The organism is Corynebacterium ammoniagenes DSM 20306 (genome assembly GCF_001941425.1).
Classification (GTDB): Bacteria; Actinomycetota; Actinomycetes; order Mycobacteriales; family Mycobacteriaceae; genus Corynebacterium; species Corynebacterium ammoniagenes.
In genome coordinates, this window is sequence record NZ_CP009244.1 from 719,688 (window position 1) to 744,097 (window position 24,410).

20 protein-coding genes are annotated in these 24,410 nt (G+C 54.9%); 14 read left to right on the forward strand and 6 right to left on the reverse strand.

The window, feature by feature from the left end:
• The 9 genes from CAMM_RS03460 to CAMM_RS03500 all read left to right on the forward strand — a co-directional run bounded on the left by CAMM_RS03460 (window position 1) and on the right by CAMM_RS03500 (window position 10,905).
• Window positions 1-897: a class I fructose-bisphosphate aldolase gene (locus tag CAMM_RS03460; RefSeq protein WP_003849549.1), complete on the forward strand. Its 897-nt coding sequence runs from the start codon at window positions 1-3 to the stop codon at window positions 895-897.
• A 33-nt stretch (window positions 898-930) separates the two neighbouring features.
• On the forward strand, window positions 931-2,442 hold the full coding sequence (locus CAMM_RS03465; protein ID WP_075761517.1) for a CoA-acylating methylmalonate-semialdehyde dehydrogenase: 1,512 nt from the start codon (window positions 931-933) through the stop codon (window positions 2,440-2,442).
• 42 nt (window positions 2,443-2,484) lie between these two features.
• A complete protein-coding gene (gene iolB, locus CAMM_RS03470) occupies window positions 2,485-3,396 on the forward strand; it encodes a 5-deoxy-glucuronate isomerase (protein ID WP_003849545.1) in 912 nt (303 codons plus the stop codon).
• Between the two features lie 4 nt (window positions 3,397-3,400).
• The gene (iolD, locus tag CAMM_RS03475) at window positions 3,401-5,314 is read left to right on the forward strand and encodes a 3D-(3,5/4)-trihydroxycyclohexane-1,2-dione acylhydrolase (decyclizing) (RefSeq protein ID WP_040356351.1); all 1,914 of its coding nucleotides are present in this window, start codon (window positions 3,401-3,403) and stop codon (window positions 5,312-5,314) included.
• Between the two features lie 60 nt (window positions 5,315-5,374).
• The gene (locus CAMM_RS03480) at window positions 5,375-6,331 is read left to right on the forward strand and encodes a sugar phosphate isomerase/epimerase family protein (RefSeq protein WP_003849540.1); all 957 of its coding nucleotides are present in this window, start codon (window positions 5,375-5,377) and stop codon (window positions 6,329-6,331) included.
• A gap of 52 nt (window positions 6,332-6,383) precedes the next feature.
• Window positions 6,384-7,400 (forward strand): Gfo/Idh/MocA family protein, encoded by a 1,017-nt coding sequence (locus tag CAMM_RS03485; RefSeq protein ID WP_003849539.1) that lies wholly within the window; start codon window positions 6,384-6,386, stop codon window positions 7,398-7,400.
• A 60-nt stretch (window positions 7,401-7,460) separates the two neighbouring features.
• Window positions 7,461-8,333, forward strand: a complete 873-nt coding sequence (locus CAMM_RS03490; RefSeq protein ID WP_003849537.1) for a sugar phosphate isomerase/epimerase family protein — start codon at window positions 7,461-7,463, stop codon at window positions 8,331-8,333.
• Window positions 8,334-8,459: 126 nt separating this feature from the next.
• Window positions 8,460-9,872: an MFS transporter gene (locus CAMM_RS03495; RefSeq protein ID WP_050759906.1), complete on the forward strand. Its 1,413-nt coding sequence runs from the start codon at window positions 8,460-8,462 to the stop codon at window positions 9,870-9,872.
• Window positions 9,873-9,882: 10 nt separating this feature from the next.
• On the forward strand, window positions 9,883-10,905 hold the full coding sequence (locus CAMM_RS03500) for a Gfo/Idh/MocA family oxidoreductase (protein ID WP_003849533.1): 1,023 nt from the start codon (window positions 9,883-9,885) through the stop codon (window positions 10,903-10,905).
• Here the strand turns inward: CAMM_RS03500 and CAMM_RS03505 are convergent.
• Window positions 10,902-11,918, reverse strand: a complete 1,017-nt coding sequence (locus CAMM_RS03505; protein ID WP_003849531.1) for a LacI family DNA-binding transcriptional regulator — start codon at window positions 11,916-11,918, stop codon at window positions 10,902-10,904. The genes CAMM_RS03500 and CAMM_RS03505 overlap by 4 nt on opposite strands.
• A gap of 134 nt (window positions 11,919-12,052) precedes the next feature.
• Here CAMM_RS03505 and CAMM_RS03510 point away from each other — a divergent pair, with 134 nt between their 5' ends.
• The 3 genes from CAMM_RS03510 (at window position 12,053) to CAMM_RS03520 (ending at window position 15,615) form a co-directional block, all read left to right on the forward strand.
• Window positions 12,053-13,312: a Gfo/Idh/MocA family protein gene (locus CAMM_RS03510; protein ID WP_003849529.1), complete on the forward strand. Its 1,260-nt coding sequence runs from the start codon at window positions 12,053-12,055 to the stop codon at window positions 13,310-13,312.
• Between the two features lie 18 nt (window positions 13,313-13,330).
• Window positions 13,331-14,338 carry a sugar phosphate isomerase/epimerase family protein gene (locus CAMM_RS03515; RefSeq protein ID WP_003849527.1) on the forward strand — a complete coding sequence of 336 codons (1,008 nt, stop codon included), beginning with the start codon at window positions 13,331-13,333 and terminating at the stop codon, window positions 14,336-14,338.
• Between the two features lie 83 nt (window positions 14,339-14,421).
• Window positions 14,422-15,615 (forward strand): Gfo/Idh/MocA family protein, encoded by a 1,194-nt coding sequence (locus CAMM_RS03520; RefSeq protein ID WP_003849526.1) that lies wholly within the window; start codon window positions 14,422-14,424, stop codon window positions 15,613-15,615.
• A 182-nt stretch (window positions 15,616-15,797) separates the two neighbouring features.
• On the opposite strand, the gene CAMM_RS03525 is transcribed toward CAMM_RS03520, so the two are convergent.
• From CAMM_RS03525 to CAMM_RS03545, 5 genes are all read right to left on the reverse strand, one after another.
• Complete coding sequence (locus CAMM_RS03525) at window positions 15,798-17,279, reverse strand: sugar porter family MFS transporter (RefSeq protein WP_003849524.1); 1,482 nt, start codon at window positions 17,277-17,279, stop codon at window positions 15,798-15,800.
• 588 nt (window positions 17,280-17,867) lie between these two features.
• Complete coding sequence (locus tag CAMM_RS03530) at window positions 17,868-18,446, reverse strand: cysteine hydrolase family protein (protein ID WP_003849522.1); 579 nt, start codon at window positions 18,444-18,446, stop codon at window positions 17,868-17,870.
• Window positions 18,446-19,990 (reverse strand): purine-cytosine permease family protein, encoded by a 1,545-nt coding sequence (locus CAMM_RS03535; protein ID WP_003849521.1) that lies wholly within the window; start codon window positions 19,988-19,990, stop codon window positions 18,446-18,448. The genes CAMM_RS03530 and CAMM_RS03535 overlap by 1 nt, the downstream gene beginning before the upstream one ends.
• Window positions 19,991-20,204: 214 nt before the next feature.
• Window positions 20,205-21,119, reverse strand: coding sequence for an ornithine cyclodeaminase family protein (locus CAMM_RS03540; protein ID WP_040356346.1), 915 nt, complete (start codon window positions 21,117-21,119; stop codon window positions 20,205-20,207).
• A gap of 67 nt (window positions 21,120-21,186) precedes the next feature.
• Complete coding sequence (locus CAMM_RS03545; protein ID WP_003849519.1) at window positions 21,187-21,990, reverse strand: GntR family transcriptional regulator; 804 nt, start codon at window positions 21,988-21,990, stop codon at window positions 21,187-21,189.
• 216 nt (window positions 21,991-22,206) lie between these two features.
• Between CAMM_RS03545 and CAMM_RS03550 the strand changes: the two genes are divergently transcribed.
• On the forward strand, window positions 22,207-23,316 hold the full coding sequence (locus tag CAMM_RS03550; RefSeq protein ID WP_003849518.1) for a TIGR03364 family FAD-dependent oxidoreductase: 1,110 nt from the start codon (window positions 22,207-22,209) through the stop codon (window positions 23,314-23,316).
• A 152-nt stretch (window positions 23,317-23,468) separates the two neighbouring features.
• Window positions 23,469-24,398 (forward strand): phosphate/phosphite/phosphonate ABC transporter substrate-binding protein, encoded by a 930-nt coding sequence (locus CAMM_RS03555; protein WP_075761518.1) that lies wholly within the window; start codon window positions 23,469-23,471, stop codon window positions 24,396-24,398.
• Window positions 24,399-24,410 lie beyond the last annotated feature (12 nt).

Genomic DNA, 24,410 nt, shown 5'->3' on the forward strand with positions numbered 1-24,410 from the left:
ATGACTGAAACACACATCTCCTCTGCGAAATTTGAAGACTTACGCAGAATCCGCGCTGAAGCACCAGCGACTGTCACCGAATTATTTCGTGACCGCAAAAGACGAGACCTACTCGGCGATGACGGCAAGCTCTTTATCGTTGCCGCTGACCACCCCGCCCGCGGTGCACTGGCGGTGGGCGATAATCCCACGGCGATGGCCAACCGCTATGAACTGCTTGAACGCATGGCAATCGCCTTGTCACGTCCGGGCGTTGATGGTGTGCTGGGCACCCCAGACATCATCGATGACTTGGCGGCGCTGGGGCTTCTCGATGACAAGATCGTCGTCGGCTCCATGAACCGCGGCGGTTTGCGCGGGGCATCTTTTGAAATGGATGACCGCTACACCGGCTATGACGTAACGTCCATGGTCGAGCGCGGCATCGATTTTGCTAAGACCCTCGTGCGCATCAACCTAGCGGATGCAGGTACGTCGCCCACGCTGGAAGCCACGGCGAATGCGGTCAATGAAGCAGCAGCGGCACAGCTGCCCATCATGTTAGAGCCGTTTATGAGCAATTGGGTCAACGGCAAAGTGGTCAATGACTTAAGCGCCGATGCCGTCATTCAATCCATTGGTATCGCCGCAGGGCTTGGCAATGACTCCTCCTATACCTGGATGAAACTGCCCGTGGTGGATGAGATGGAACGAGTCATGGAAGCCACCACCATGCCCACGCTGTTGCTAGGCGGCGACCCCGGCGGGGACCCTGATGCCACCTATGCCTCCTGGCAAAACGCTCTCGCACTACCTGGCGTGCGCGGGCTGACCGTCGGCCGTACCTTGCTGTATCCCCACGATGGTGATGTTGCCCAGGCTGTTGATACTGCCGCTGCCATGGTGCACAACCTCTAAACCAACTTTTTAAAAGACTAAGGAAACCCATTCATGTCTAATAACCTCATTAACCACTGGATCGATGGCCAAGAAGTACCATCCAAGTCCGGCAACACCGCCGATGTTTTCAACCCTGCCACCGGTGAAGTCACCGCTCAAGTGGGCATCGCCAACCAAGAAGAAATTGATGCCACCATCGCTTCCGCTACGAAGGCGGCAAAAGAGTGGGGCGCGTTGTCCATCGCTAAGCGACAAGCCGTGATCTTCAAGTTCCGTGAACTGCTCAACGAACGCCGCGGCGAACTCGCCGAAATTATCACCGCGGAACACGGCAAGGTTGTCTCCGACGCCTTGGGTGAAATCATGCGCGGCCAGGAAGTCGTGGAACTAGCCACCGGCTTCCCACACCTGACCAAGGGCGGCTTTAACGAAAACGCGTCCACCGGAATTGATGTCTACTCCATTAAGCAGCCACTGGGTGTGGTTGGCATCATCAGCCCCTTTAACTTCCCCGCGATGGTCCCGATGTGGTTTTTCCCCATCGCTGTTGCGGCCGGCAACGCCGTGATTTTGAAGCCTTCGGAAAAGGACCCCTCCGCAGCACTGTGGATGGCGCGCCTGTGGAAGGAAGCCGGCCTGCCTGATGGCGTCTTCAACGTGCTGCAAGGCGACAAGCTCGCCGTCGATGGCCTGCTGGAGCACCCTGAGGTATCCGCGATTTCCTTCGTTGGTTCCACCCCGATTGCCAAGTACATCTATGAAACCGCCGCGAAAAATGGAAAGCGCGTGCAGTCCCTCGGCGGTGCGAAGAACCACATGCTGGTGCTTCCCGATGCCGACCTGGACCTTGTTGCCGACCAAGCCATTAATGCAGGCTACGGCGCTGCAGGTGAACGCTGCATGGCGGTATCTGTCGTCTTGGCCATTGACTCTGTCGCTGATGAACTCATCGAGAAGATCAAAGAACGTATCGCCACGCTGCGCGTAGGCAACGGCGCAGGAGATGAAAACGGTGAGCCACACTTGGGACCACTCATTTCTGCAGCCCACCGCGAAAAGGTCTCCGGCTACGTGGACATCGCGGAAGCCGACGGCGCCAATATCGTGGTCGATGGCCGTGGCTTTACCGTTGATGGACACGAGGATGGCTTCTTCTTTGGCCCGACATTGATTGATGAAATTCCAACGGATTCACGCGCCTACACCGAAGAAATCTTTGGCCCAGTCTTGTCTGTTATCCGCGTCGAATCCTTTGATGAAGCAATTGAGCTGATCAACTCCGGCGAATTCGGCAACGGCACCGCGATCTTCACCAATGATGGTGGAGCAGCGCGTCGCTTCCAGCACGAAATTGAAGTCGGCATGATCGGCATCAACGTTCCTATCCCAGTGCCAGTGGCGTACCACTCCTTCGGCGGATTTAAGAACTCGCTGTTTGGTGACGCGAAGGCATATGGCACCCAAGGCTTTGATTTCTTCACCAAGGAAAAGGCCGTGACCAGCCGCTGGTTGGACCCGGCACTGCACGGCGGCATTAACCTGGGCTTCCCACACAACGACTAGCACCTGTCGCACCGAGATACAGCGATATAGCGAGGAGACACCATGAGTACTGAGAAGAGTTGGTTTCACAAAAAAGGGGAGTTGGCTCGTGACAAGTGGCAAAGCGTTGTCGATGCCACGACTCCAGGCTGGGAGTACACGGGCATTCGCATCGCAGAGCTTGTCGATGATGAGTCGGTGACCTTAGACGACCTTGGCGTGGAGAGGATCTTCATTCCTCTCGCGGGCAGTTTCACCGTTGCGCACAACGATGAAATAACCACCTTGCAAGGCCGCAAGTCTGTCTTTGATGGACCAACCGATGTGCTCTACTTGCCGACGAATACCGCAGCGACGCTCTCCGGCACTGGCCGTGTGGCCGTGGCCGAAGCTCCCACCACAGAGGTCAAAGAGTGGAAGTATATTCCACCCGCAGACACTCCGGTGGAGCTGCGCGGTGCTGGGCGCTCGAGCCGCCAGGTGCACAACTTCGGTACCCCAGAAGCACTGGATGCTGCACGTTTGATCGTGTGCGAGGTGATTACGCCAGGGGAGAACTGGAGTTCCTATCCACCGCACAAACACGATGAATACAAGCCAGGTCACGAGTCGAAGCTGGAAGAAATCTACTACTTCGAATCCGCGCTGACACGAGCAGAGCGGGCACGTTTCAGCGGGAGTGAGGATGCATCGGAAGGCGCCTTCGGCATGTTTTCTACCTACTCCTCACCAGCGGGCGATATTGATATCAACGCCATGGTCTACACCGGGGATATCGCGCTGGTTCCCTACGGCTACCACGGCCCCGCGGTGGCAGCACCCGGCTATGACTTGTACTACCTCAACGTCATGGCTGGTCCCGACCCAGAACGTATTTGGTTGATCAATGATGACCCAGCGCATGCGTGGGTACGCGAGACCTGGGACGGGCAAGAATTTGATACCCGTTTGCCCTATGAACAGCAGGAAGGCTAGGCACATGGCTGCAACGAAGAAGATGACGGTAAGCCAAGCGCTGGTGGAGTTTTTAGGCCACCAGTGGACCGTCGACGGTGAGCATCGTGAGCGCACCATTGCTGGCATGTTTGGAATTTTTGGGCATGGCAACGTGGCCGGTATCGGCCAAGCCCTGAAGCAATACAACGTGGACGAGCCGGAGCTCATGCCGTATTACCAGGCGCGTAATGAACAGGCCATGGTGCACCAATCCGTGGGCTATGCGCGGATGCATCGCCGCCGCGGGACCTTTGCCTCGGCCGCATCGGTCGGCCCGGGTGCTACCAACTTGCTCACCGGTGCGGCGTTGGCCACGACCAACCGTCTGCCCGCGTTATTGCTGCCCAGTGATACTTTTGCCACCCGCGTTGCCGACCCGGTTCTGCAGCAGCTGGAGCAGCCTTGGGATATTGGGCTCACGGTCAATGATGCCTTCCGTCCGGTCTCGAAATTCTTTGACCGCGTGCAACGCCCGGAGCAGCTATTTTCCATTGCGCTATCTGCCATGCGAGTCCTGACGGATCCGGCAGAGACCGGTGCTGTCACCATTGCCTTGCCGGAAGACGTCCAGGCTGAGACTTTCGATGTTCCTCTGGAATTTCTGCAAGACCGCGAGTGGCACATTCGTCGCCCGCGCCCGGAGCGCGATGCGTTGGCACGTGCCGTCGAGGTTATCCGTAATGCCAAGAATCCGATGATCATCGCCGGCGGCGGTGTTTTGTACTCCTTTGCAGAACAGCAACTGCAAGAGCTGGTGGAAAAGACTGGCATTCCGGTGGGTACCTCGCAGGCTGGCGGCGGTGTGCTGGATTGGGATCATGCACAAAACCTCGGCGGCGTGGGTGCCACTGGCACGCTCGCTGCCAACCGCATCGCTGGTGATGCCGATGTCATCATTGGTATTGGTACCCGTTATAGCGATTTCACGACCGCCTCGCGCACCGTGTTCCAACACTCTGACGTCAAGTTCGTCAACATCAACGTGGCTTCTTTTGATGCCTATAAGAATGGCTCGCAGTTGCCAGTCATCGCTGATGCCCGCGAAGCACTCAGTGAACTCAACGAGGCCTTGTCAGACTTCCGCGTTTCTGAGGATTACTCCCGCCGCATTGCTGAAGAAAAAGCGTCCTGGGATGCATCGGTCGATGAAGCCTTTGCTCCCTCGAAGCTGGAGTTGCCTGGTCAGCCCGAAATCATCGGCGCGGTCCAGGAATCGACAGACCCCGAAGACGTCATCGTCCAAGCAGCCGGATCCCTACCAGGTGATCTGCAGAAGCTCTGGCGCGTGCGCGACCCACTGGGGTATCACGTGGAATACGCCTTTTCCTGCATGGGCTATGAAATCGCCGGCGGCATCGGCGCCAAACGTGGGCTCGATGCCCAAGGTGATGACCGCGACGTGGTGATCATGGTAGGCGACGGTTCCTACCTCATGCTCAACACCGAACTTGTCACCGCCGTTGCCGAGGGCATCAAAGTCATCGTCGTGCTCATCCAAAACCACGGTTACGCCTCCATTGGCCACCTGTCCGAAACCGTTGGCTCGCAGCGCTTTGGTACCTGGTACCGCGAGTACGACGAAGAGCAGAAGAACTTCCAAGGCGAGCAGATTCTACCTGTTGACCTGGCGATGAATGCGCGCAGCTACGGCCTCGACGTCATTGAAGTTGACCCTGGTGAAAATGCCATCGACGACCTCAAAAAGGCCATGGCTACTGCCAAGGCTTCCGACAAGTCGACGTTTATTCACATTAACTCCGACCCGCTCATCTATGCCCCGGATGGCGCGGGGTGGTGGGACGTGCCAGTTTCTGAAACTGCCACGCTCGAGTCCACCAACACCGCGCGCGAAGAATACCTCCAACAACAAGCCTTCCAACGCCCGTTGCTCGGCTAAGCGGCGTTCGCTGCTCCGCCAAGCAACGCAAGAATGAATCCACACTCGATAGGAAAAACAATGACTACTTCTGTACCTTCCGGCACCAAAGCCGCCTCTGTCGCTGGCGACAACCCCGGCCTGCGCATCGGCACCGCACCTGACTCCTGGGGTGTGTGGTTCCCCGATGCCCCAAAGCAGGTTCCATGGGACCGTTTCTTGGATGAGGTGGTCAAAGCTGGCTACACCTGGATTGAACTCGGCCCGTATGGCTATCTCCCCACGGATCCTCAGCAGCTCGAAGATGAACTGGGCAAGCGCAACCTGAAACTATCTGCTGGCACCGTATTTACCGGTTTCCACAAGGGCGAAGAACAATGGCAGCGCGCCTGGGACCAAGCACTGGATGTCGCCGGCCTGGCGTCGAAACTCGGTGCTGAACACCTCGTGGTCATCCCAGACCTCTGGCGTTCTGATGCCAACAACGAGGTCCTTGAATCCCGCACCCTTGATGATGAAAAGTGGGCCAAGCTCGCCGCTGGACATGACCGCCTGGGCAAGGCGCTGCTGGAAGAATTTGGAATGAAACAACAATTCCACTCCCACGCTGACAGCCACATCGGTACCACCCGCGAAGTCTTGCGCTTCTTGGAAGAAACCGACCCACGCTACACCAACTTGTGCCTGGATACCGGCCACTTTGCCTATTATGGCGGTGACAACGTCAAGCTCATCGAAGACCATCCAGAGCGCATTGGCTACCTGCACCTTAAGCAAGTAGACCCCAGCCTGCTCTTTGATGTCCTCAAAAATGACGTGCCCTTCGCAGACGCAGTGGCCCAGGGCATCATGGTGGAGCCGCCACACGGTGTTCCAGACCTGGCACCGATCATTGAGGCCGTCTCCAAGATCGACTCGGGTATTTTCGCCATCGTGGAGCAGGACATGTACGGCTGCGATGTTGACTACCCATTCCCAATCGCCGAGCGCACCCGCAAGCACATTTTCGGCTGCACCCACTTCGCTCGGATCAAGTAAAACCAGTCATTCAACCAACCAACCTTCAAGGTTTAAAAGTTAAGGAATTCTCATGACTAAAAGTCTTCGCGTCGGCGTCGTTGGTGCCGGTGCCATGGGTGCTGACCATATCGATCGTATCAACAACCGCACCTCGGGCGCATTCGTTTCTGCAATCGTGGAACCGGATGCTGGACGTACTGCCAAAGCGGCGGAGAACGCACCGGGTGCACAAACCTTCGCCAAAATCGAAGATGCCATCGCTGCCGATGCCGTCGATGCCGTACTGATCGCTGTACCTGGCCAGTTCCACGAGCCAGTGCTGATTCCAGCACTAGAAGCAGGGCTTCCGATTCTGTGCGAAAAGCCGCTGACTCCTGATTCGGAATCCTCCTTGCGCATTGTGGAACTGGAACAAAAGCTGGACAAGCCACATATTCAGGTGGGCTTCATGCGTCGCTTTGACCCGGAATACAACGAACTACGCAAGCTGGTGGCGGCCAAAGATGCCGGTGAGCTTTTGATGCTGCACGCGGTACACCGCAACCCGACCGTGGGGGAGAACTACCACCAGTCCATGCTGATTACAGACTCCGTTGTCCATGAGTTTGACGTTATCCCATGGTTGGCCGAATCGCGCGTAGTCAATGTGGAAGTGCGATATCCCAAGACCAGTTCTTTGTCGCATTCTGGGTTGAAAGAACCCATCATCGTGCTCATGGAACTAGAAAACGGCGTTCTCGTGGATGTAGAGATGAACGTCAACGTGCAGTTTGGCTACCAGGTAACAACTGAGGCCGTCTTTGAACAAGGCCTAGCTCGCATTGGCCAGCCTGCCGGAATCCAGCGGTGGAGCGCCGGGCAGTTCTCCGTCAAAGACCATGAGGACTTTACTACTCGCTTCGCCACTGCCTATGACCGTCAGATCCAATCGTGGGTCAATGCTGTACATGATGGCACCTTGGTTGCTGGCCCGAATGCGTGGGATGGCTACCTCGTGGCATTGTCGTGCGAAGCCGGAGTCAAAGCTTTGGAAGAAGGGGGAATCATCCCAGTTGAGGCTGAGCCACGCCCGGACTTTTACGCCTAACGTTTCTTGGAAATTTCCTGCGGAAGTTTTCAACACCAACCTTTAATAAGGAGAGCCCCTATGGTTCGCATTGCTTTTGACCCCACGCCACTGCATCATGACCATGACTTACTGGACTTTCCAGATGTCACCGCGCGTTTGGGATATAAGTACATGCAGATCACCCCGCATGTGGACTTCGGTCCCTTCTTTCGCCACCCAAAAGCTGACGATGACTTAGTCCAAGCATTGAAGAAGCGCGCTAAGGACGCAGGCGTAGAAATTCCAGCGATTTTGCCGGTGCAGCGTTTATCTTGGCCGGATGAGGATCTACGGGTGGCTGCGATTCGCAATCTCAAGCGCATCATCCAGATTGCAGTTGACCTGGAAGTCGACACCATCAACACGGAATTCTCTGGCCGCCCAGAACGCCCTGAGGAATCCGAAGCTGGTTTCTACCGCTCCATGGAAGAGCTGCTGCCGATTCTGGAACGTGAGGGGATTAAGTTCAACATTGACCCGCACCCGGATGATTTCGTGGAAGATGGGGTAGAAGCATGGCGTGTGATCCGCGGCTTGAACTCCAAGCAAGTTGGGTTTGTCTACGTCGCTCCGCACAGCTTTCACATGGGCAATCAGGCCGAGGGGATTATTACTTCCCTCGGTGACCGCCTGGGTGCTGTGTACCTGTCGGATTCTTTTGACCATCACAAATCCCACGGCCTGCGTTATATCACCAACCCACCAGGTAATGCAGTGCGCGTGCACCAGCACTTGAAGATTGGTGACGGCGATGTGGACTTCGACGAGCTTTTCCGCCTGCTGCGTGACACTGGCTACCTCGAGCGCGAAGACGCCCTATTGGTGTCCAACGTGTTCGCAGAAGACGAAGACTATTCAGAAGTCTCGCGCTACCAGCTCAATAAGATCCAAGAACTGGTTGACAACGCGTAGCGTAGACAGAATTGAAGTGTTGAAAGTAGGGGAGCCCTCCGGACATAGTGGGGCTCCTCGATCTTTTTGTATGTCCCCACAATCGATGATCTCGTGACAGACTTTCCCCAAGAAAGGAACGTGCTCATGGCTCAAAGCAGGTCATTTAGCGTTCCCATCGCACTGCTCGCGGCCGGTGCGCTTTTCCTCGAAATCCTCGATGGAACAATTCTGACCACCGCTGTTCCCGCTATCGCAGCGGACTTCGGTGTCGGACCGGGGCAGGTTAGTTTCGTTCTGGTGTCCTATCTCGTGGCCGCAGCGGTAGGTATTCCTGCCACTGGTTGGCTCTCGGATCGTTTTGGGGTACGACCAGTGTTTCTAGTGGCTCTGGTGGTATTCACCGCAGCATCGCTATTGTGTGGGCTGGCACCGAATCTCTCGGTACTTATCGCCGCTCGAATCATTCAAGGTCTCGGTGGTGCGATAATTGTTCCCGTGGGCAGGCTAGCGGTGATCCGTGGAACCGACCCCAAAGACTATTTAGATGCCATTGCATTTTTGACCTGGCCTGCGCTGGTTGCTCCTGTCATCGCACCGGTGCTGGGCGGTGTCATCACAGACACCATGGGCTGGCGCTGGATTTTCTTCCTCAATGTACCGCTGGGAATCATCGCCGTCTTTGTCGGTCTTGCAGTACTGCCTAAAGACACAAAAGTGCCCACCGGACGATTCGACGTCGTGGGCTTTCTCGGCGTCGCCATCATCATGGTTGCGCTGACCGTTGGCGCGGAACTGCTCACGGCGGATGTAGAACACCGTGGATTAATCACGAGCATTTTGGTCGGCATCGCTGTCATTGTCACCGCGTTTATCATCCGGTGGCTGCGAACCCCAGGCAGAATTTTTGACCTCAGCGTGCTGCGTGTTCCAACGTTTCGCGTTGGCAATTCTTCCGGCAGTATCTATCGGCTGGTAATTACCGCGGTTCCATTCATGTTTACGCTGCTGTTCCAGGTCTCCTTCGGCTGGTCTGCCACCATGGCTGGCGCGATGGTCGTGGCCTTGTTCGCCGGCAATGTCGCGATTAAGCCATTTACTACGCCGCTCATTCGTAGATTTGCCTTTAAACCAGTGCTTATCTTCTCTAATGCCGCCGGCGCAGTCGTCTTGGCCTCTTTTCTCTTCATCACTGCCGATACCCCGTTGTTCATCATTGCGACGCTGCTCTTTATCTCTGGTGCGCTGCGTTCGCTCGGGTTTAGCGCCTATAACACCTTGCAGTTCGTTGATATTGGAAAAGAGCAAACTAATAACGCCAACGTTCTTTCTGCCACGCTGCACCAACTAGGAATGTCCATTGGCATCGCTGTGGCGGTTATTGCCATATCGCTAGCACCATCTTTTGCCTGGGCATTTCCCATGGCAGCAGCCCTATTTCTGATTCCTCTTATCGGTGCGGCAGCGTTGCCTGCCGGTGGCGGAGATAGTGCACTGGTAAAACCAGGAAAAGAACACCCAAAAGCTAGCTTGAAGACAAAAATAACGATGAGAAAGTAAGTGACAAATAATGAATATTCGCATTGGACTGGTTGGTTATGGAACCGGGGGACGCTATTTCCACGCGCCCTATATTGAAGCCTCCCCACACTGTGAGCTAGTCGGTGTTGTCGCGCGTTCGGAAAGTTCTAAAGCTAAAGTTGCCGAAGATTTCCCGGAGGTACCCGCAGTGGATTCGCTGTCAGATCTCATCGGATTAGGCGTAGATGCCGTGGTTATTTCCACCCCGCCTGACACGCGCCGCGAATTAGTTCTCGAAGCTATCGATGCAGGAGTAGCGGTGGTTGCTGATAAACCGTTTGCGCCCAATGCACAGGCAGCGCAGGAGTTGGTCGATGCAGCAGATAACGCCGGTGTGTTGTTGAATGTCTTCCACAATCGACGCTACGACACCGACTTTGTTACCGCGATGAAGGTCAAACAGCAGCTTGGCCAGTTACGCAGCTTGGATCTGCGCTTCGATTTGGACGAGCCGGAATCACTCGAGCCTGGTTTTCATGGCGGGTTGCTCAGGGACTTAGGCACACATGTGGTGGACCAGGCATTAACGCTGATGGGATCCGCATATGAAGTCACAGCGCATGTATGCCATATCGGATTGCCAGAAGGACGAACGGATAAGCGCTTTCGCATCATCATTGAGCACGGCTCGGCTGCGGTATCGATGATTTCTGCCAGCAAAGTGGACTGGCTCGTCTCCCGTGAGCTGCGCTTAGCCGGTGAGCGGGGTGCATATGTCTCCGATTACCGTGATGTTCAGGCAGAAGCGATCAAGAAGGGCCAACGCCCAGCAGGCAAGCGTGATGCCTGGGGTTATGAATCGCATGACCGCTGGGGACAATTGCGAACCCCCGAAGGCGTGGAGACCATACGTTCAGAGCAGGGAGATTACACAAACTTCTATGATGAGTTCGCCTTCGCCGTTGAAAATAAGACTGCTGGTCCCGTGCCTGCGTGGCAAGGAGTCGAAGTCTTGAAAGTCCTCGATGCCGTGGTTAAAAGTGCGGAAGAACGCCGAAGCATCCGACTTTAATCAGAGCGTGGTTTCGCACTAGTGCCACGAATGATGAGCTGCGGGACTAACGTGTGGTCGACATCGGCAAAGGTGTTATTCGCATCGAGTTTGTTCAGCAACAACAGTGCCGCATTGCGGCCGACCCCAATACTGTTGTCATCAATGGTGGTTAAATCAATGAGACGTGACTGCGCTAGGGGAGTGTTGTCATAGCCTACGACGGAAAGCTCGCGCGGCACGTGGAGTCCACGAGTGCGCGCCGCACCTAAAACACCAATGGCTGTGATGTCGTTGGAGGCGAAAATCGCCGTTATGCCCGGATTTTCTTCCAACAGCTCCATGGCTGTGTCGTAGCCAAAACGCTCGGTTGCTGGACCTGGTGTCTCATTGAGGATTGGCTGCAACCCATTGTCGCGCATGGTGGAGACATAGCTTGCCAAGCGCTTTTGGCCAGCGCCACTGTGGACGTTGATGTGCGCGATGTCTGTATGTCCTAGCGAGATGAGGTGCTCTGTCGCAATCTTTGCGCCCAGGAAGTCATCGTTGGAGACAGCACGTTTCGACGACGAACTTGCCGTGTCGACGGGTGTGAACCTCGTGCCGGCAACCACAAAAGGCGGCATGTTGTCCGGGAGGGATTTCTCGGCAATATCTTGAGCAATGATGATGCCATCGGGGCGCATCGTCAGCGCGTGCGTAATCGGGTCGGTATCGGAACCAGCGGTTAAAGAATCAATAACCGAAAGCCGGTATCCCTGTGGGGTGAGCACTTCACTGAGTGCTTGCAGCATGTCAATAAACCACGGGTTGGAATAGTCATCAATGAGTACCGCGATGAGATTGCGGTGCTTGGCTGCAAGATCGGAAGCAGCACGATTTGGCTGGTAGCCCAGCTTATTGATGGCGTCATTGACCGCTTTCGTGGAGCGTGCGCTCACGCTGGGGGAGTTGCGAAGAACCAAGGAAACAAGGGATTTAGAGACTCCTGCTTCTTTGGCAACGTCATAAATTGTGGGTCGTGCTCTGCTCATTTAAATAATTCTACCTTTGGCCTATTGACAGGACATAGTTTCAAATATAGTTTTATTGGAACGCTCCAAACATTGCTTCACATCACATTACAGGAGCTTCGTAAACCAGTACACACCTCTCGAGGGGAAGAAATATGACTGAGCAAGTCACTAATCAAACCAACGCTAATGAAATCCGCGTCGCTGTCATTGGCGCTGGCATGGCTGGCAAAGCCCACGCAGCGGGGTATTTGACCGCACCGGCCACCTACGACAGCACCTTGCCCAAAGTTCGCTTGGTATCTATTGCTGATGCCAACGAGGACTTGGCTAAGACCACCGCTGCTCGCTTTGGCTTTGAGCGCTACGACACCTCGTGGCAAGCAATCGTTGAAGCAGATGACATCGACGTGGTCAGCGTGGTTGTCGCGAATTTCCTGCACCGTGACATCGTCGAAGCACTGTTGGCATCTGGCAAGCATGTCCTGTGTGAAAAGCCGCTTTCGGACAATATTGAGGACGCACAAGCTATGATTCGCGCCGCAGAAGACGCCGAATCCAAAGGTCTTATCGCGCGCATTGGCTTGACGTATCGCCGTTCACCAGCGGTTGCGCACATTCGCGACCTCGTGCTCTCTGGAGAACTCGGCAAGGTCTTGCACTTCTCCGGGCACTACTGGACTGACTATGGCTCCAACCCACAAGCACCGATCAGCTGGCGCTACAAGGGGCCTAATGGTTCCGGCGCACTGGCGGATGTCGGCAGCCACCTGACCTACCTTGCGGAGTTTGTCGCCGGCTCGGATTTCTCTGAGGTCCGTGGTGGTCAGCTATCTACCGTTATCACCGAGCGTCCAAAGCCACTTGGCGCTGTCGTGGGCCACGAGGGAGGAGCGGTATCGGATGAATATGAGGCAGTTGAAAATGACGACGTAGCATCATTTTCCGGCAACTTCGCCGGCGGCGGCACCGCAACCATTCAGGTCACGCGCATCTCCCAGGGTCACCCCAATACGCTAGGCTTCGAACTATTTTGTGAGAAAGGCTCGGTACTTTTCGATTTCCGCAAACCCGGCGAATTCCACATCTTCACCCCATCGACCTCGACCGATACTTCCCAGGAAGCCGGCTACCGGACCATCACGCTCGGACCTAACCACCCATATTGGCGCGGTGGTCTTGCCATGGACGCGCCAGGCGTTGGCTTGGGCCAAAACGAAGGCTTCGTGTTCCAGGCTCGCGCATTCCTTGAAGAGGTCGCAGGGATTGCCGAAAAAGACAGCCTTCCTCGTTGCGCCACGTTGGCAGAGGGCCTGCACAACATGCAGCTTATCGATGCAGTCTCCCAGTCCGCCGCAGACAATGGAGCAACCGTCCCAGTTCCCGCCCAGAGCAACGCTCGCGTGAACGTCTAGGAAAGAAGGAAACGATTTATGAAACTTGGACTATATAATGCAATCTTCCACGATCGCAGCTTGCCTGAGGCACTCCAAGCAATCCAAGATGCTGGGCTAACGGGGATTGAGCTCAATACGGGTGGTTTCCTGCCGGCCAAGCACATCCCAACTTTCGACGACATTCTCGAAAGTGACGATGCACGCGACGAATTCCTCGGCCAGTTCGAAGGAACCGGCGTTGATATCTACGGGCTGAACTGCAACGGCAACCCATTGCACCCGAATAAAGCTATCAGGGACAAGCATGCTGAAGATGTTCGCCGTTCCATCCGTTTGGCAGAGCGCTTGGGGCAGACCCGCGTGGTGACCATGTCTGGGTTACCTGGCGGTGAGCCGGATACGCGGCGACCAAACTGGATTGTTAACGCCTGGAACTCTGCCGCTTTGGACGTGCTGGATTATCAGTGGGATATTGCCGCTGACTTCTGGCGGGAAACTGACCGGCTCGCAGCCGACCACGGCGTCAAAGTAGCGCTTGAGCTGCACCCGCAGAACCTAGTCTTCAATTCTGCTGATGTCCACAAGCTCATTGAGCTGACCGGTGCGACCAACGTGGGCGTGGAATTGGATGCGTCACACCTGTTTTGGCAGCAAATGGAACCCATCGCTGTCATTGACCACCTAGGCGAGCTGATTTTCCATGCCGCAGCGAAAGACGTGCGTATTAACAAGGAATGGGTCCAGCTCAACGGCGTGCTGGATAACAGTTTCCGTCGCCTGGATCCCTCCGAGGAACGCACAAACCTCGGCGGTGATGAATGGGCTAATGAGTGGCCACAGAACTCTGCTTGGGACTTCGTGGCATTGGGCAAGGGCCACGATCAGGCGTACTGGACGGAATTCCTTCGTGCCTTGCACCGCGTTGACCCAGAGATGCTCGTCAATATTGAGCACGAGGATGTTGAACTAGGAAGAGAAGAAGGAGTGAAGATCGCGGCGGATGTTCTCAACGCCGCCAATGACGCACTCGAGTCCTCCCTCTAAGGAGCAATCCCATACTTGGAAGCTGCCCGATCACTTAAGAAAGCTAAGCGGTCGGGCTCCTACGCATTAAAGAAGGAAATAATATGTCTGTTGAATCACGAACCTTGAATGCTGGCGTCATCTCCTTGGGCTGGATGGGCCGGTTGCATTCCCGCTCCTACCTGGCTGTCAAGCACCACTTTTCCGATTTGCCGGTAAATGTCGTTCTGCATACCGCCGCCGACCCTGATGAAGGCGGTCGCCGCCACGCCACGGAGGCGCTGGGATTTTTACATGCCGTCAGCGACTATAAAGAGCTACTTGCCAATCCAGACATCGATGTGGTGTCAATATGCTCACCGAACTTTCTCCACCACGAAATCGCTCTGGCCGCCATTGAAGCTGGCAAACCATTCTGGATTGAAAAGCCGATGGGCCGCAGTGCCACCGAGTCCAAGGAAATTGCTCAAGGGGCCAATGAAGCGGGTCTCGTGACGTCGGTCGGTTTCAACTACCGCCATGTCCCAGCCATTGCTGAGGCCCGCCGCCTGGTCCACGCCGGGGAGATTGGCACAATCACCAACGTACGGGTGAGCTTTAAAGCCGACTACTCAGCGGACCCACTTGGTGCATTGACGTGGCGCTTTAAAGCAGAGCTCGCAGGCTCGGGCGTGCTGGGAGACTTGATGTCTCACGGCTTCGATTTAGCTCAGTACATCGTGGGCAAGATTGATTCCGTCACAGCGACCAACGGCATCTTTATTCAACAACGACCCCTTCCCTCAGCAAAAGCAGCCAGCCACTTCTCCCAAGGCTCGGATGATGCTCCTAAAGGTGAAGTGGAAAACGAGGACTACACTGCAGTCCTTGGTCGCTTTGAATCTGGCGCGCTGGGTGTATTCGAATCGAGCCGTGTTGCCGTTGGTCCACGTGCTGAGTATATTGTCGAGGTCTACGGAACTAGAGGCTCACTGCGGTGGAATTTCCACCGCCTCAATGAGCTGGAGTTCGCAGACACTGCCGATGGTTATCGCACGATTATGTCTGGTCCCAACTTTGGAGATTTCTCGCGTTTCCAACCGGGTGCCGGCACAGGTATGGGCTTCGACAATCTCAAGGCAATTGAGGCTTACCTCTTCCTCAAATCAGTTGTAGAAAACAAGCAGTATGCCCCATCGGTTGGCGATGGCTGGGCAGCCGCTGAAGTTGCTGACGCAGCCCTTGAAAGCGCCGAATCTGGCCAGTGGGTGGATATCAAGCCCGTAGATGTACCGACGACGTATGGCCAGAAGCTGTAGCCGACTGTAACCCCATAATCAGTGGTGCCTGCATCGATGTCGATGCAGGCACCACTTTCCGGACTTAGTAGATTAAATCCTGTAGAACCAGCAACTGGTAAACGTAGCATAAGGCCCCTGGAAGATGAGTTCTTTTCCAGAGGCCTTACGCTGTGACTTTCGGTGGGGTTGAGGTTGAGTATTTAGTTGTTCTTCACCTTGCCTTTGCGGACGTTTTTGTCAAAGATGACACCGCTGGTGACGTCTTCATCAATTTCTTCCAGCGTACGTCCGCGGGTCTCCGGGACCATCGCGTAGATGAAGATGAGCGCGATGACTCCGACGCCTGCGAAGAGGAAGAAAGTACCAGTCAGGCCGACGAGTTCCATCAATGATGGGAAGAACAGGCCGAGGAATGCGTTGGTAATCCAGAGGAAGAATACAGAGATACCAATTGCTGCACCACGCATGGCCAGTGGGAAGAGCTCAGAGAGCATGACCCACGTTGCAACGTTCAAGAAGGTTTGCATGGAGCCTACAAAGATGACGACCAGGGTGAGGATGACGTAGGGGCGGAGTGGGTCGCCGACTGGGAACGCGAAGGACGCAATTCCGATGAGAACGTGGGAGATTGTGGTCAGTGTGTAGCCGGTAATGAGGGTGGTGCGGCGGTTGACGCGGTCCATCATCCATAGTGCGATGAATGCGCCGACGACGGCGATGACACCTGGAGCAATGTTTGCGATAAGAGCAGCGTTTTCAGAGAAGCCAGCCTCAACCAGAACAACTTGGCCGTAGTACATGATGGAGTTAATGCCGGTCAGCTGCTGGGCTACGCCTAGGCCAATACCAACGATGAGAATGCGTACGAACCACTTATTGGAAAGAATCTCTTTGAAGCTGATTGTCGATTTCTCAGCCTCTTTCTCTTCCTCAACTAGTTCCTGAACCTCGGCAATTTCTGCATTTGCGCGGTCGAGAGGGCGCACGGTTTTCAGAACTTCTCGTGCCTCTTCAATGCGACCTTGATCGACCAGCCAGCGCGGGGACTCTGGGACTCGGAGCATGCCGAAGAACAGACAGATTGCTGGAATGGCTGCGATAGCCAGCATGTAGCGCCACACGCCTTCGTGTTGACCCCAGATATTGCCGATGATGGCGTTAATGACGAATGCTGCCAGCTGGCCAACGACAATCATGAGCTCGTTACGGCCGGCGAGGGAGCCACGAATTTCAAATGGGGCAAGCTCTGCCAGGTAGACGGGAACAACGGTGGAAGCGCCACCCACTGCAAGACCTAGAATCACGCGTCCGAGAACCATGATTTCAAAGTTGGGGGTGAAGACGCAGACCAGCGCTCCGACGAAGAAAGCGACGGCCAGAAGAATGATTGTCTTGCGTCGTCCCCATTTATCAGAGACTCGGCCCAGAATCATTGCTCCGACTGCTGCACCGAAAAGAAGTGATGAGGTGACAACGCCTTCAGTGAATGCTGTGAGGCCTAGCTCGCGGGTCATTGGTGCAAGAGCACCATTGATAACCCCGGTGTCGTATCCGAAGAGTAGACCGCCGAATGTTGCAATCAGTGCTACGTAGAACAGTCTTTTGCGAAACGGTCCTTCTGTAAGAGGAGGAAGTTTCCTGCTCGTTTCAGGACCTTCTGTATCAGCGAACGCACTTACCATTTTCACTCCTAAGTGTTAGGTGGCCAGGTTAGCCAGGGAGGGAGCATGCACAGGATGTACAGGTAGTGACTCCCATCACCAATGAAAATGATTGTGTCAGTGCCAATATGTCCCGTCAATCGAACATGACATAGTTTTTCCAGATTCTTTTCTCGGCCGTCAAGATTTGCGCGCAATTTCGATGCGTATAGAATGTCAATTAAGAAACATATCGCGAGAGTAAAGTGTCTATAACCTGCGGTTTGGCGGAGATTTATTTCACCTGATGGGGTAGGACGATGTGATTGTCAAGAATTTTGAGTGACGAGCGCGGGGGTAGCGGGGGTAGTGGATTCGAGTCATTTGCCCTATTTGTTAGGTGACATTGTCAGGTCTAATTGTGGGCAAAGTTCCGAATGTTAAAACAAAGTCTGCGAGCAGGGGAGTCGCCCGTGTACAGGTGACTCCTGTTAGCGGAGGAACCCCTTGGGTGCCCCGAAAACTGTGGACTCGTAGCTACGCTGTTTAGCGGGTTAAGACGCTACTTTTCACTGATTATGCTGGGATTGGTTCTGGGACTCCGAAGCCGTGGTTAGAGATTTGAGAATTCTAAGAAGCTGCAGAAGGCTCTAAAATCTGTAGTACTTCGTCAGTGGTGGTAAGCCTCACCATGGGCGCCAAGAGGCTCAGCACACTTAGAGTCTGTTCTTGAGCTAAGTCGTTGACGGCACCGCAGGCATCCGTACAGACGATCACGGAGCGTCCATCATCGATCGCTGCCAAAGCGGTTGCTAGAACACAACAGTCTGTAGCCACTCCGCAGATGACTAGGGGTGTTCCGAGCGGGGCTAATTCCGCAAGTTCTGGGCCCCATTTGGAAAAGGTGGGTCGTGAAATAACAGTATGATTAGCGGCGGGAAGCAAGGTTAGATCCCACTGTCGAGAGTCTTCGTCAACTCGGAATGACGACCACCGGTCATAGTACTCAGACCATGCGCCTTCTTCTTCAGGTGCTCTCACGAACTTTGTCCAAACCACCTTGTCCTCAAACATATTGGCAAGTTTGGCTACGTTATTTTCCACTTCCGCGTAACGAGGTATCAGCCAATCACTTCCAGCTTCGCTAAAAGCTACCTGCATATCGATTATGGCGAGCACGGGGTGGGTGGGTTTTTCAGGCGTAGTCATTAATTTGTCTCTTTGTGGGATTTGGTCGTAGGTTCTGGAGAGTCGGTATCGGTTGAGCGTCGGTTTTTAAAACTCAATTTAATATTTGAATTCTTTCCGCGAGCAGCATGAATGGCGAGATAGACGAGAACTGATGTGGCAGCTCCAATGAAGTAAGTGACATCGCCAGCATCTTCGATGAGTGGCGCGAACGGGCCAGTTCCGAGTGGAGTTGTCCAAAAGAGGGCAGATACCAAGCAGCCCGCGATCCACGCGATTACACCCCAAGCAATGCCTCTATGAGACTGCTCGAGCTCTGCGATGGCTTCGGGCATGCGGTTACGAGTTCGGACAAAATAGTCGACCAAGAGCACCGTTGTGAATGGAACGACCAGGTACCCAAGTAGCGATAAGAAGTCGTAGAAGCTCCCATAAGGATCTCCCTGCATCAGTAGGGTTATTCCAAAACTTATGATGGCCGTAATAGCAACGCCTACGGATCGGCTGACCGGCACTCGAATAGTGAGTAACGAAAGTGCTCCGCCATAAAGGTTCATTGCACTGACTGGGATAGTTGAAATTACGACGGTCAGCATGGCGAGCCAAGCCCACGAGCCTGTCAGTTCTGCAACAGCCTCTACCGCACCGAGATCGCCAGCAAAACTCGAGACTAGGACACCGATGCTTCCCAACCAGAGCAGGGAGAGGAAGCCTCCGACTGCGGTATAAGCAACGATTTTCTTTTGTGAGGTGTTGCGTGGAAGATATCGCGAGAAATCTGAAGCAAAGGGAGTCCACGTCATGACGTAGATGAAGAAGAAACTGGAAAAGGTCACCCAGTCAGAGAATTCTCCACCTTGCGAGCCTTCGCTAGCAGCCCCGATTTCGACCTCAGTGAGTGCTAGGACGGTGATTACCGCGAAAAGCAAAGCGAGGACGACGGTCGCAATCTTATTCACGAGATGAATGAGATTATGGCCCCACACCGCGAACAGCGATTGAAGCACAAACAGGATTAGTGACCCAATCCAAAATGGGATAGCAAAGAGCTCTTGTAGCGCTAATACTGCGAATACCGTGTTGACTGCGACCCAACCAATGGCCGAAACGTTAGTCAGAAGCGCTACTGGTGCGAAATTGGCGAAATAGCCCATCGGGCCGCGCGCTTGTACCTGCTGTGGCACTCCGAATCGTGTGCCAATACTGGCGAGTAGTCCCATGACGAGACATCCCGCGAGGCTGCCGACCGCTACCGCAGTGAGGCCTTGAACGATTGATAGGCCAAGAGAGCTTGCAAAGAACCCTGAAACGAGAACTGCTAGCACCATATTTGCGGCAAACCACAACGTGAACTGAGAACGCGGGTGTCCATGGCGTTCTGCGTCAGGAATTGTTTCAGTACCGTAGGGCTCTGCTTTCGTGAGGGAGCTGCCGTAATTTACTGTTGGCGCCGGCACAGCCCCTTCGGTCGCTTGGCTTTGTGGGGGACGATTCGAGGTGGAGGTGGAATCGCTGTCCCCGCTTTCAGATCCTTCGATGGTTTCTCCATCTACTTGCGCGGTCATGCCTAATTCCCCTTACCGTAATTTACTTCATGGTTCTAACAACGTGTGAGGTGCTGAACGCTTGTAAGCACGGTATCATAGGCGGGATCTGGGTTTTGCCGAGAGCCCGAAGGAAAACATGGCGATGGGCATGTTGTCATCTGAGTATGCGCAGCTAGGCATTGTGTCTAAGTGTGAGTAACTGCTCGCGTCCCTTGGCAGACCAGACGTGGAGCTATGTTCTGGCGAGGATAGCTTCTGCCAACACCAAGTCTTCCCAAGGCATGCCAGTGAATTTGAAAACCACTGGCTTATCGCGGCCAACTGAGGCATCACCGCGAACTACATCGGCGAAGCTGACGAGGGAATCTTCGGCGAGGTTGCCTTCGTCGACCGCCATGACAATATCGCCGGCTTCGCGGAAAGCTGCACCTTCTTCTTCCATGATGACGTGGGCGCGTGCCATTAGCGCGCCGGGAAGCTCGCGTGCTTCAGGGGAGTGCGAGCCCACGGCGACGATGATGGCGTCGTCGCGCACGTCGGCATCGTCGAGCACTGGCTGCGGTGAAGTGGTGGTCGTTAAAATAAGCTCTGCATTTCGAGTTGCCTCACGAGCGCCATCGCTTCCCACGTGCTCCCAGTTGTCCAGGTCATCGGGCTGGGTGCGGCTGATAAAGGTAAAAGTAGTATCGCGAATTCCTACACAAACAGATTCCACGGTCTTTGCGTGTGCTCGGCCTTGGGAACCTACACCGAAGATGGCGACGTTGAGAGGTTCGGAAGAGTCAGTCAATAGGTGCGATATGCCCGCCAGAGAGACAGCTGGTGTGCGCAGGTTGGTCAGCGCGACACCGTCAATGGTGGCGGCAGGTTGCAGCGTCTGGCCATCGAAAAGCACATAAGTGCCGTTGACACTAGGCACGCTGGGGTCTGCTGTTTCGCCGGGAACGGCAATGAGCTTGATGCCAAAGGCGGTGGGGGAGTTCGACGGCATTAATAAGAAATCGCCGTTGGTGATTTCTGCTCTGCTTCGCGGCAAGTCAGTGGCAGGCTCAAACCCCTGCTTGAGGTAGTCACGCAGCGCCTCAACCGCATGCTTGGGGGTGAGCGCTTCTTTCACCTGTTGGGCATTAATATGAGTCAGCGTCATTGTGGCACCTTCCATCGTCGATTCTTGGAATCCACTCTAATTGGAAGCAGCGCCTGGCGCGGGGGTTTTAAGCAGAGTGCGCGTTAGGGGAATCCACAGGATGATCTTCTGCAGAATGATCTTCCGTGGAGGATGCCATCAGCGTTGCTGGTGCTGGATTGCCGCGGGTGGCGGTGATGGTGAAATTAGCAACGGTTCCGATGTAACGATCGTCGGAAGCCTCGATCGGCGTGCCATCGAGAGTAAAAGCCCGGCGACGAACCCGAAGCATAGGTGTACCTGGGGCAATGCCAAGGAGATCGGCATCATCTTTTTCTGCCGGGATGGCATCGATGGTGCGCGTGGCGTAGTTGATATCAACACCTGACTCCAACAGCCGTTGGTAGATAGAACCTGAATCAGGATCAAAGGTCAGGATGTGTTTGCCCACCTCCAGTGGGTAATTAAGGCGCTCGACCATGACAGGCTCGCCATCCATTAAGCGCAAGCGGTAGACCGAGACCACCGGCGTTCCGACGGGAAGTTCTAAATGCGCGGCCAGTTCGGCATCCGCTGGCCGGCGCATCACGTATTGCGTTTGCTGTCCTGGTTCCACGCCAGAAGAATGACACCATTGCGAAAAGGACAAGACGCCATCGAAGGATTGCGTGGGAACGGTATCTAATACGCGAGTGCGGCGACCTTGCCCCGAAGAGACTAGGCCTTCATTGCGCAGCGCGGTAATGGCCTGCCGGATGGTGCCCCGCGCGCAATCGAATTGGCGGCAAAGCTCTGCCTCAGAGGGAATTGCTGACCCGGGCGGCAACGTTCCGTTTTTAATCTGCTTGCGCAGGTGCGCTGCCACTATTTGGTATTGCTGTTTACGGCTCATTGAACAAGCTCCTTAGTTGAATGGCCAGGTTGGTAACTTGTGCAGGTAGATTGCCCAAATCCCGTGGTTATGTACTTTGATTGAATCAATGATTCGCCGTTCATGACGGGCTTTGCGGCCACTTTACCCCTTTCTGGTGGTGGAATATGAACATCTAGGTTAACAGAAGTTTAACTTGTTTGGTCAAGTATTTCTTTATGGTGTCCAGGTGGCAAAATGAAGCCCATGAAAACTGATGTCATTGTTGTAGGTGGCGGCATTGTCGGCCTTGCCACCGCGTTCTTGGCCCACGAAAAAGGCCTCTCCGTCCGGGTTATCGACCGCTCGACGCAGCCGGTCGGCTCGTCCATTCAAAACTTTGGCCACGCCTGCTTTACTGGCCAGGCTGATGATGTCCAGGATATGGCCATGAAATCCCGAGAAGGTTGGAAGCGTGCTGCTGCCGCCGCCGGGCTGTGGGCGCATGAATCGGGCACGTTCATTCCTGCTGTCAGTGAGGCTGAAATGCAGGTCTTGCAGGAATTTCACAACAAGCGCGGCGCGGAGCAAGTCCAGCTTCTGAGCAGGGAAGAGGTTGCCCAGGGTATTGGCAATCCCAAGCTACAAGCGCTGGGCGGTGCACACCTGCCGCTGGACATGCGCGTGGATCCGCGAGAAGCTGCGCCGAAATTGGCACAGTGGCTGGCTGGGCAAGGCGTGGAATTTAACTGGCGCCATGAAGTCCATTCCGTGGCCGATGGCCAGGTGGGCACTAACCGTGGAGATTTTGAAGCCTCACATGTTGTGGTGTGCCCGAACTACCGCCTCACGCAGCTCTTTCCCGAGCTGGCAGACAAGTTTGATCTTCGCGTGTGCACGCTGACCATGGCGCTGATCGAACGTCCAGACAAGATTCCTGCCGGCCTAGGCATGCTCACGGGTACGTCACTGGCGCGCTATGACGGGTTTACGAATGTGCCAGCTGCGGAAGCGCTGCGCGCCGACCTTCAGCAACGCGAACCGGAATTGGTCGATTGTATTGCCAACCTCATGGTCACCGGCATTGATGATTACTTGCTCATCGGCGATTCCCATGACTACGCCTACTCGCCCAATCCGTTCATTGACCAGGAAACCGCCAGCTTATTGATGGATAAAGCCACCGCGTACCTGGGCATTGAAAATCCGCGCGTGGTGCAACGCTGGCAGGGAAGTTATGCGGATTCACGGTCAACTAACCTGATCTTGGACAATCCTGATGCTCAAACCACGGTGGCGGTTGTCGCCTCTGGCATTGGGATGACCATGTCTTTTGGCATTGCAGCGGAAATCTTGCGGCAACTTTAAATTCACTTTGGTAAACGCCAGGTAGTTTGTACATTAATCTTTGGCACTAAACTAGACAAGTGGTGTGTGCATGTTTCAAGATGAGTTTTGTACGCAAAAACGAGCTGGAGCTGTCCTGTCTAACTAGCTCCCCGTCTAAAGGATTTCCCATCATGAACCGCACCATCCGAAACTCTGCACTTGTCGCCTCGTCCCTTCTCGCAATCCCTGCCCTTGCTGCCTGTGGCGCTGGCGAAGCAGCCACCGGTGACACGTTGACCTTCGCTGCCATCCCAGCTGAATCTTCACAGTCTCTGCAGTCTGACTTCGCCAATATCGTGGAGCTGCTGGAGCAGGAAGCTGGCGTGAGCATTGAATTCCAAAACGCTTCCGACTACGCAGCAGTCATTGAAGGCCAGCGCGCCGGCCAAATCGACATGGCATCCTACGGCCCGTTCTCCTACGTCATCGCCAAGGATTCCGGCGTGGACATCGAAGCAGTCGCCGCTCCCACCAATGACAAAGACACCGCACCGGCTTATACCTCCTTGGCCTATGTCCGTGAGGACTCCGACATCAACTCCCTGGAAGATATCGACGGCCAGGAAGTATGCTTCGTCGACGCTGCATCAACCTCCGGCTACTTGGTTCCCATGAAGGGGCTGATGGACGCGGATAAATCCATGGATGATGACATGACTCAGGTACTTGCCGGCGGTCATGACGCGTCATTGCTCTCGCTGGATTCCGGTAACTGCGAGGTTGCTTTCGCACACGATGCCATGCTGGAGACCTTGGTGGAATCGGGTCAGCTCGAAGATGGGGCAGTGCGCTCCATCTGGGAATCTGACCCCATCCCAGAAGACCCAATCGCCATTTCCAATTCCATCGACCCAGAAGTTGCTGACAAGATCACGACCGCCCTGCGCGAGAAGGCTAATAAGCCGGCCTTGGTCGAAGCTGGCATTTGTGAATCCGAAGATGACTGCGTCTTGCCAGAACTCATTGAGTACGGCTACCTCCCTGTCACTGACGAAGACTTCAACTCCATCCGTGAACTCTGCGAAGAAACCCAGGCCGAGGCCTGCAACTCCGTAGGTTAAGCAAGACAAGAA

Excerpts from the sequence above, each read along its gene's own strand:
- CAMM_RS03460 (WP_003849549.1), top strand. The coding sequence starts at position 1 with ATGACTGAAACACACATCTCCTCTGCGAAATTTGAAGACTTACGCAGA.
- CAMM_RS03465 (WP_075761517.1), top strand. The coding sequence starts at position 931 with ATGTCTAATAACCTCATTAACCACTGGATCGATGGCCAAGAAGTACCA.
- iolB (WP_003849545.1), top strand. The coding sequence starts at position 2,485 with ATGAGTACTGAGAAGAGTTGGTTTCACAAAAAAGGGGAGTTGGCTCGT.
- iolD (WP_040356351.1), top strand. The coding sequence starts at position 3,401 with ATGGCTGCAACGAAGAAGATGACGGTAAGCCAAGCGCTGGTGGAGTTT.
- CAMM_RS03480 (WP_003849540.1), top strand. The coding sequence starts at position 5,375 with ATGACTACTTCTGTACCTTCCGGCACCAAAGCCGCCTCTGTCGCTGGC.
- CAMM_RS03485 (WP_003849539.1), top strand. The coding sequence starts at position 6,384 with ATGACTAAAAGTCTTCGCGTCGGCGTCGTTGGTGCCGGTGCCATGGGT.
- CAMM_RS03490 (WP_003849537.1), top strand. The coding sequence starts at position 7,461 with ATGGTTCGCATTGCTTTTGACCCCACGCCACTGCATCATGACCATGAC.
- CAMM_RS03495 (WP_050759906.1), top strand. The coding sequence starts at position 8,460 with ATGGCTCAAAGCAGGTCATTTAGCGTTCCCATCGCACTGCTCGCGGCC.
- CAMM_RS03500 (WP_003849533.1), top strand. The coding sequence starts at position 9,883 with ATGAATATTCGCATTGGACTGGTTGGTTATGGAACCGGGGGACGCTAT.
- CAMM_RS03505 (WP_003849531.1), bottom strand. The coding sequence starts at position 11,918 with ATGAGCAGAGCACGACCCACAATTTATGACGTTGCCAAAGAAGCAGGA.
- CAMM_RS03510 (WP_003849529.1), top strand. The coding sequence starts at position 12,053 with ATGACTGAGCAAGTCACTAATCAAACCAACGCTAATGAAATCCGCGTC.
- CAMM_RS03515 (WP_003849527.1), top strand. The coding sequence starts at position 13,331 with ATGAAACTTGGACTATATAATGCAATCTTCCACGATCGCAGCTTGCCT.
- CAMM_RS03520 (WP_003849526.1), top strand. The coding sequence starts at position 14,422 with ATGTCTGTTGAATCACGAACCTTGAATGCTGGCGTCATCTCCTTGGGC.
- CAMM_RS03525 (WP_003849524.1), bottom strand. The coding sequence starts at position 17,279 with ATGGTAAGTGCGTTCGCTGATACAGAAGGTCCTGAAACGAGCAGGAAA.
- CAMM_RS03530 (WP_003849522.1), bottom strand. The coding sequence starts at position 18,446 with ATGACTACGCCTGAAAAACCCACCCACCCCGTGCTCGCCATAATCGAT.
- CAMM_RS03535 (WP_003849521.1), bottom strand. The coding sequence starts at position 19,990 with ATGACCGCGCAAGTAGATGGAGAAACCATCGAAGGATCTGAAAGCGGG.
- CAMM_RS03540 (WP_040356346.1), bottom strand. The coding sequence starts at position 21,119 with ATGACGCTGACTCATATTAATGCCCAACAGGTGAAAGAAGCGCTCACC.
- CAMM_RS03545 (WP_003849519.1), bottom strand. The coding sequence starts at position 21,990 with ATGAGCCGTAAACAGCAATACCAAATAGTGGCAGCGCACCTGCGCAAG.
- CAMM_RS03550 (WP_003849518.1), top strand. The coding sequence starts at position 22,207 with ATGAAGCCCATGAAAACTGATGTCATTGTTGTAGGTGGCGGCATTGTC.
- CAMM_RS03555 (WP_075761518.1), top strand. The coding sequence starts at position 23,469 with ATGAACCGCACCATCCGAAACTCTGCACTTGTCGCCTCGTCCCTTCTC.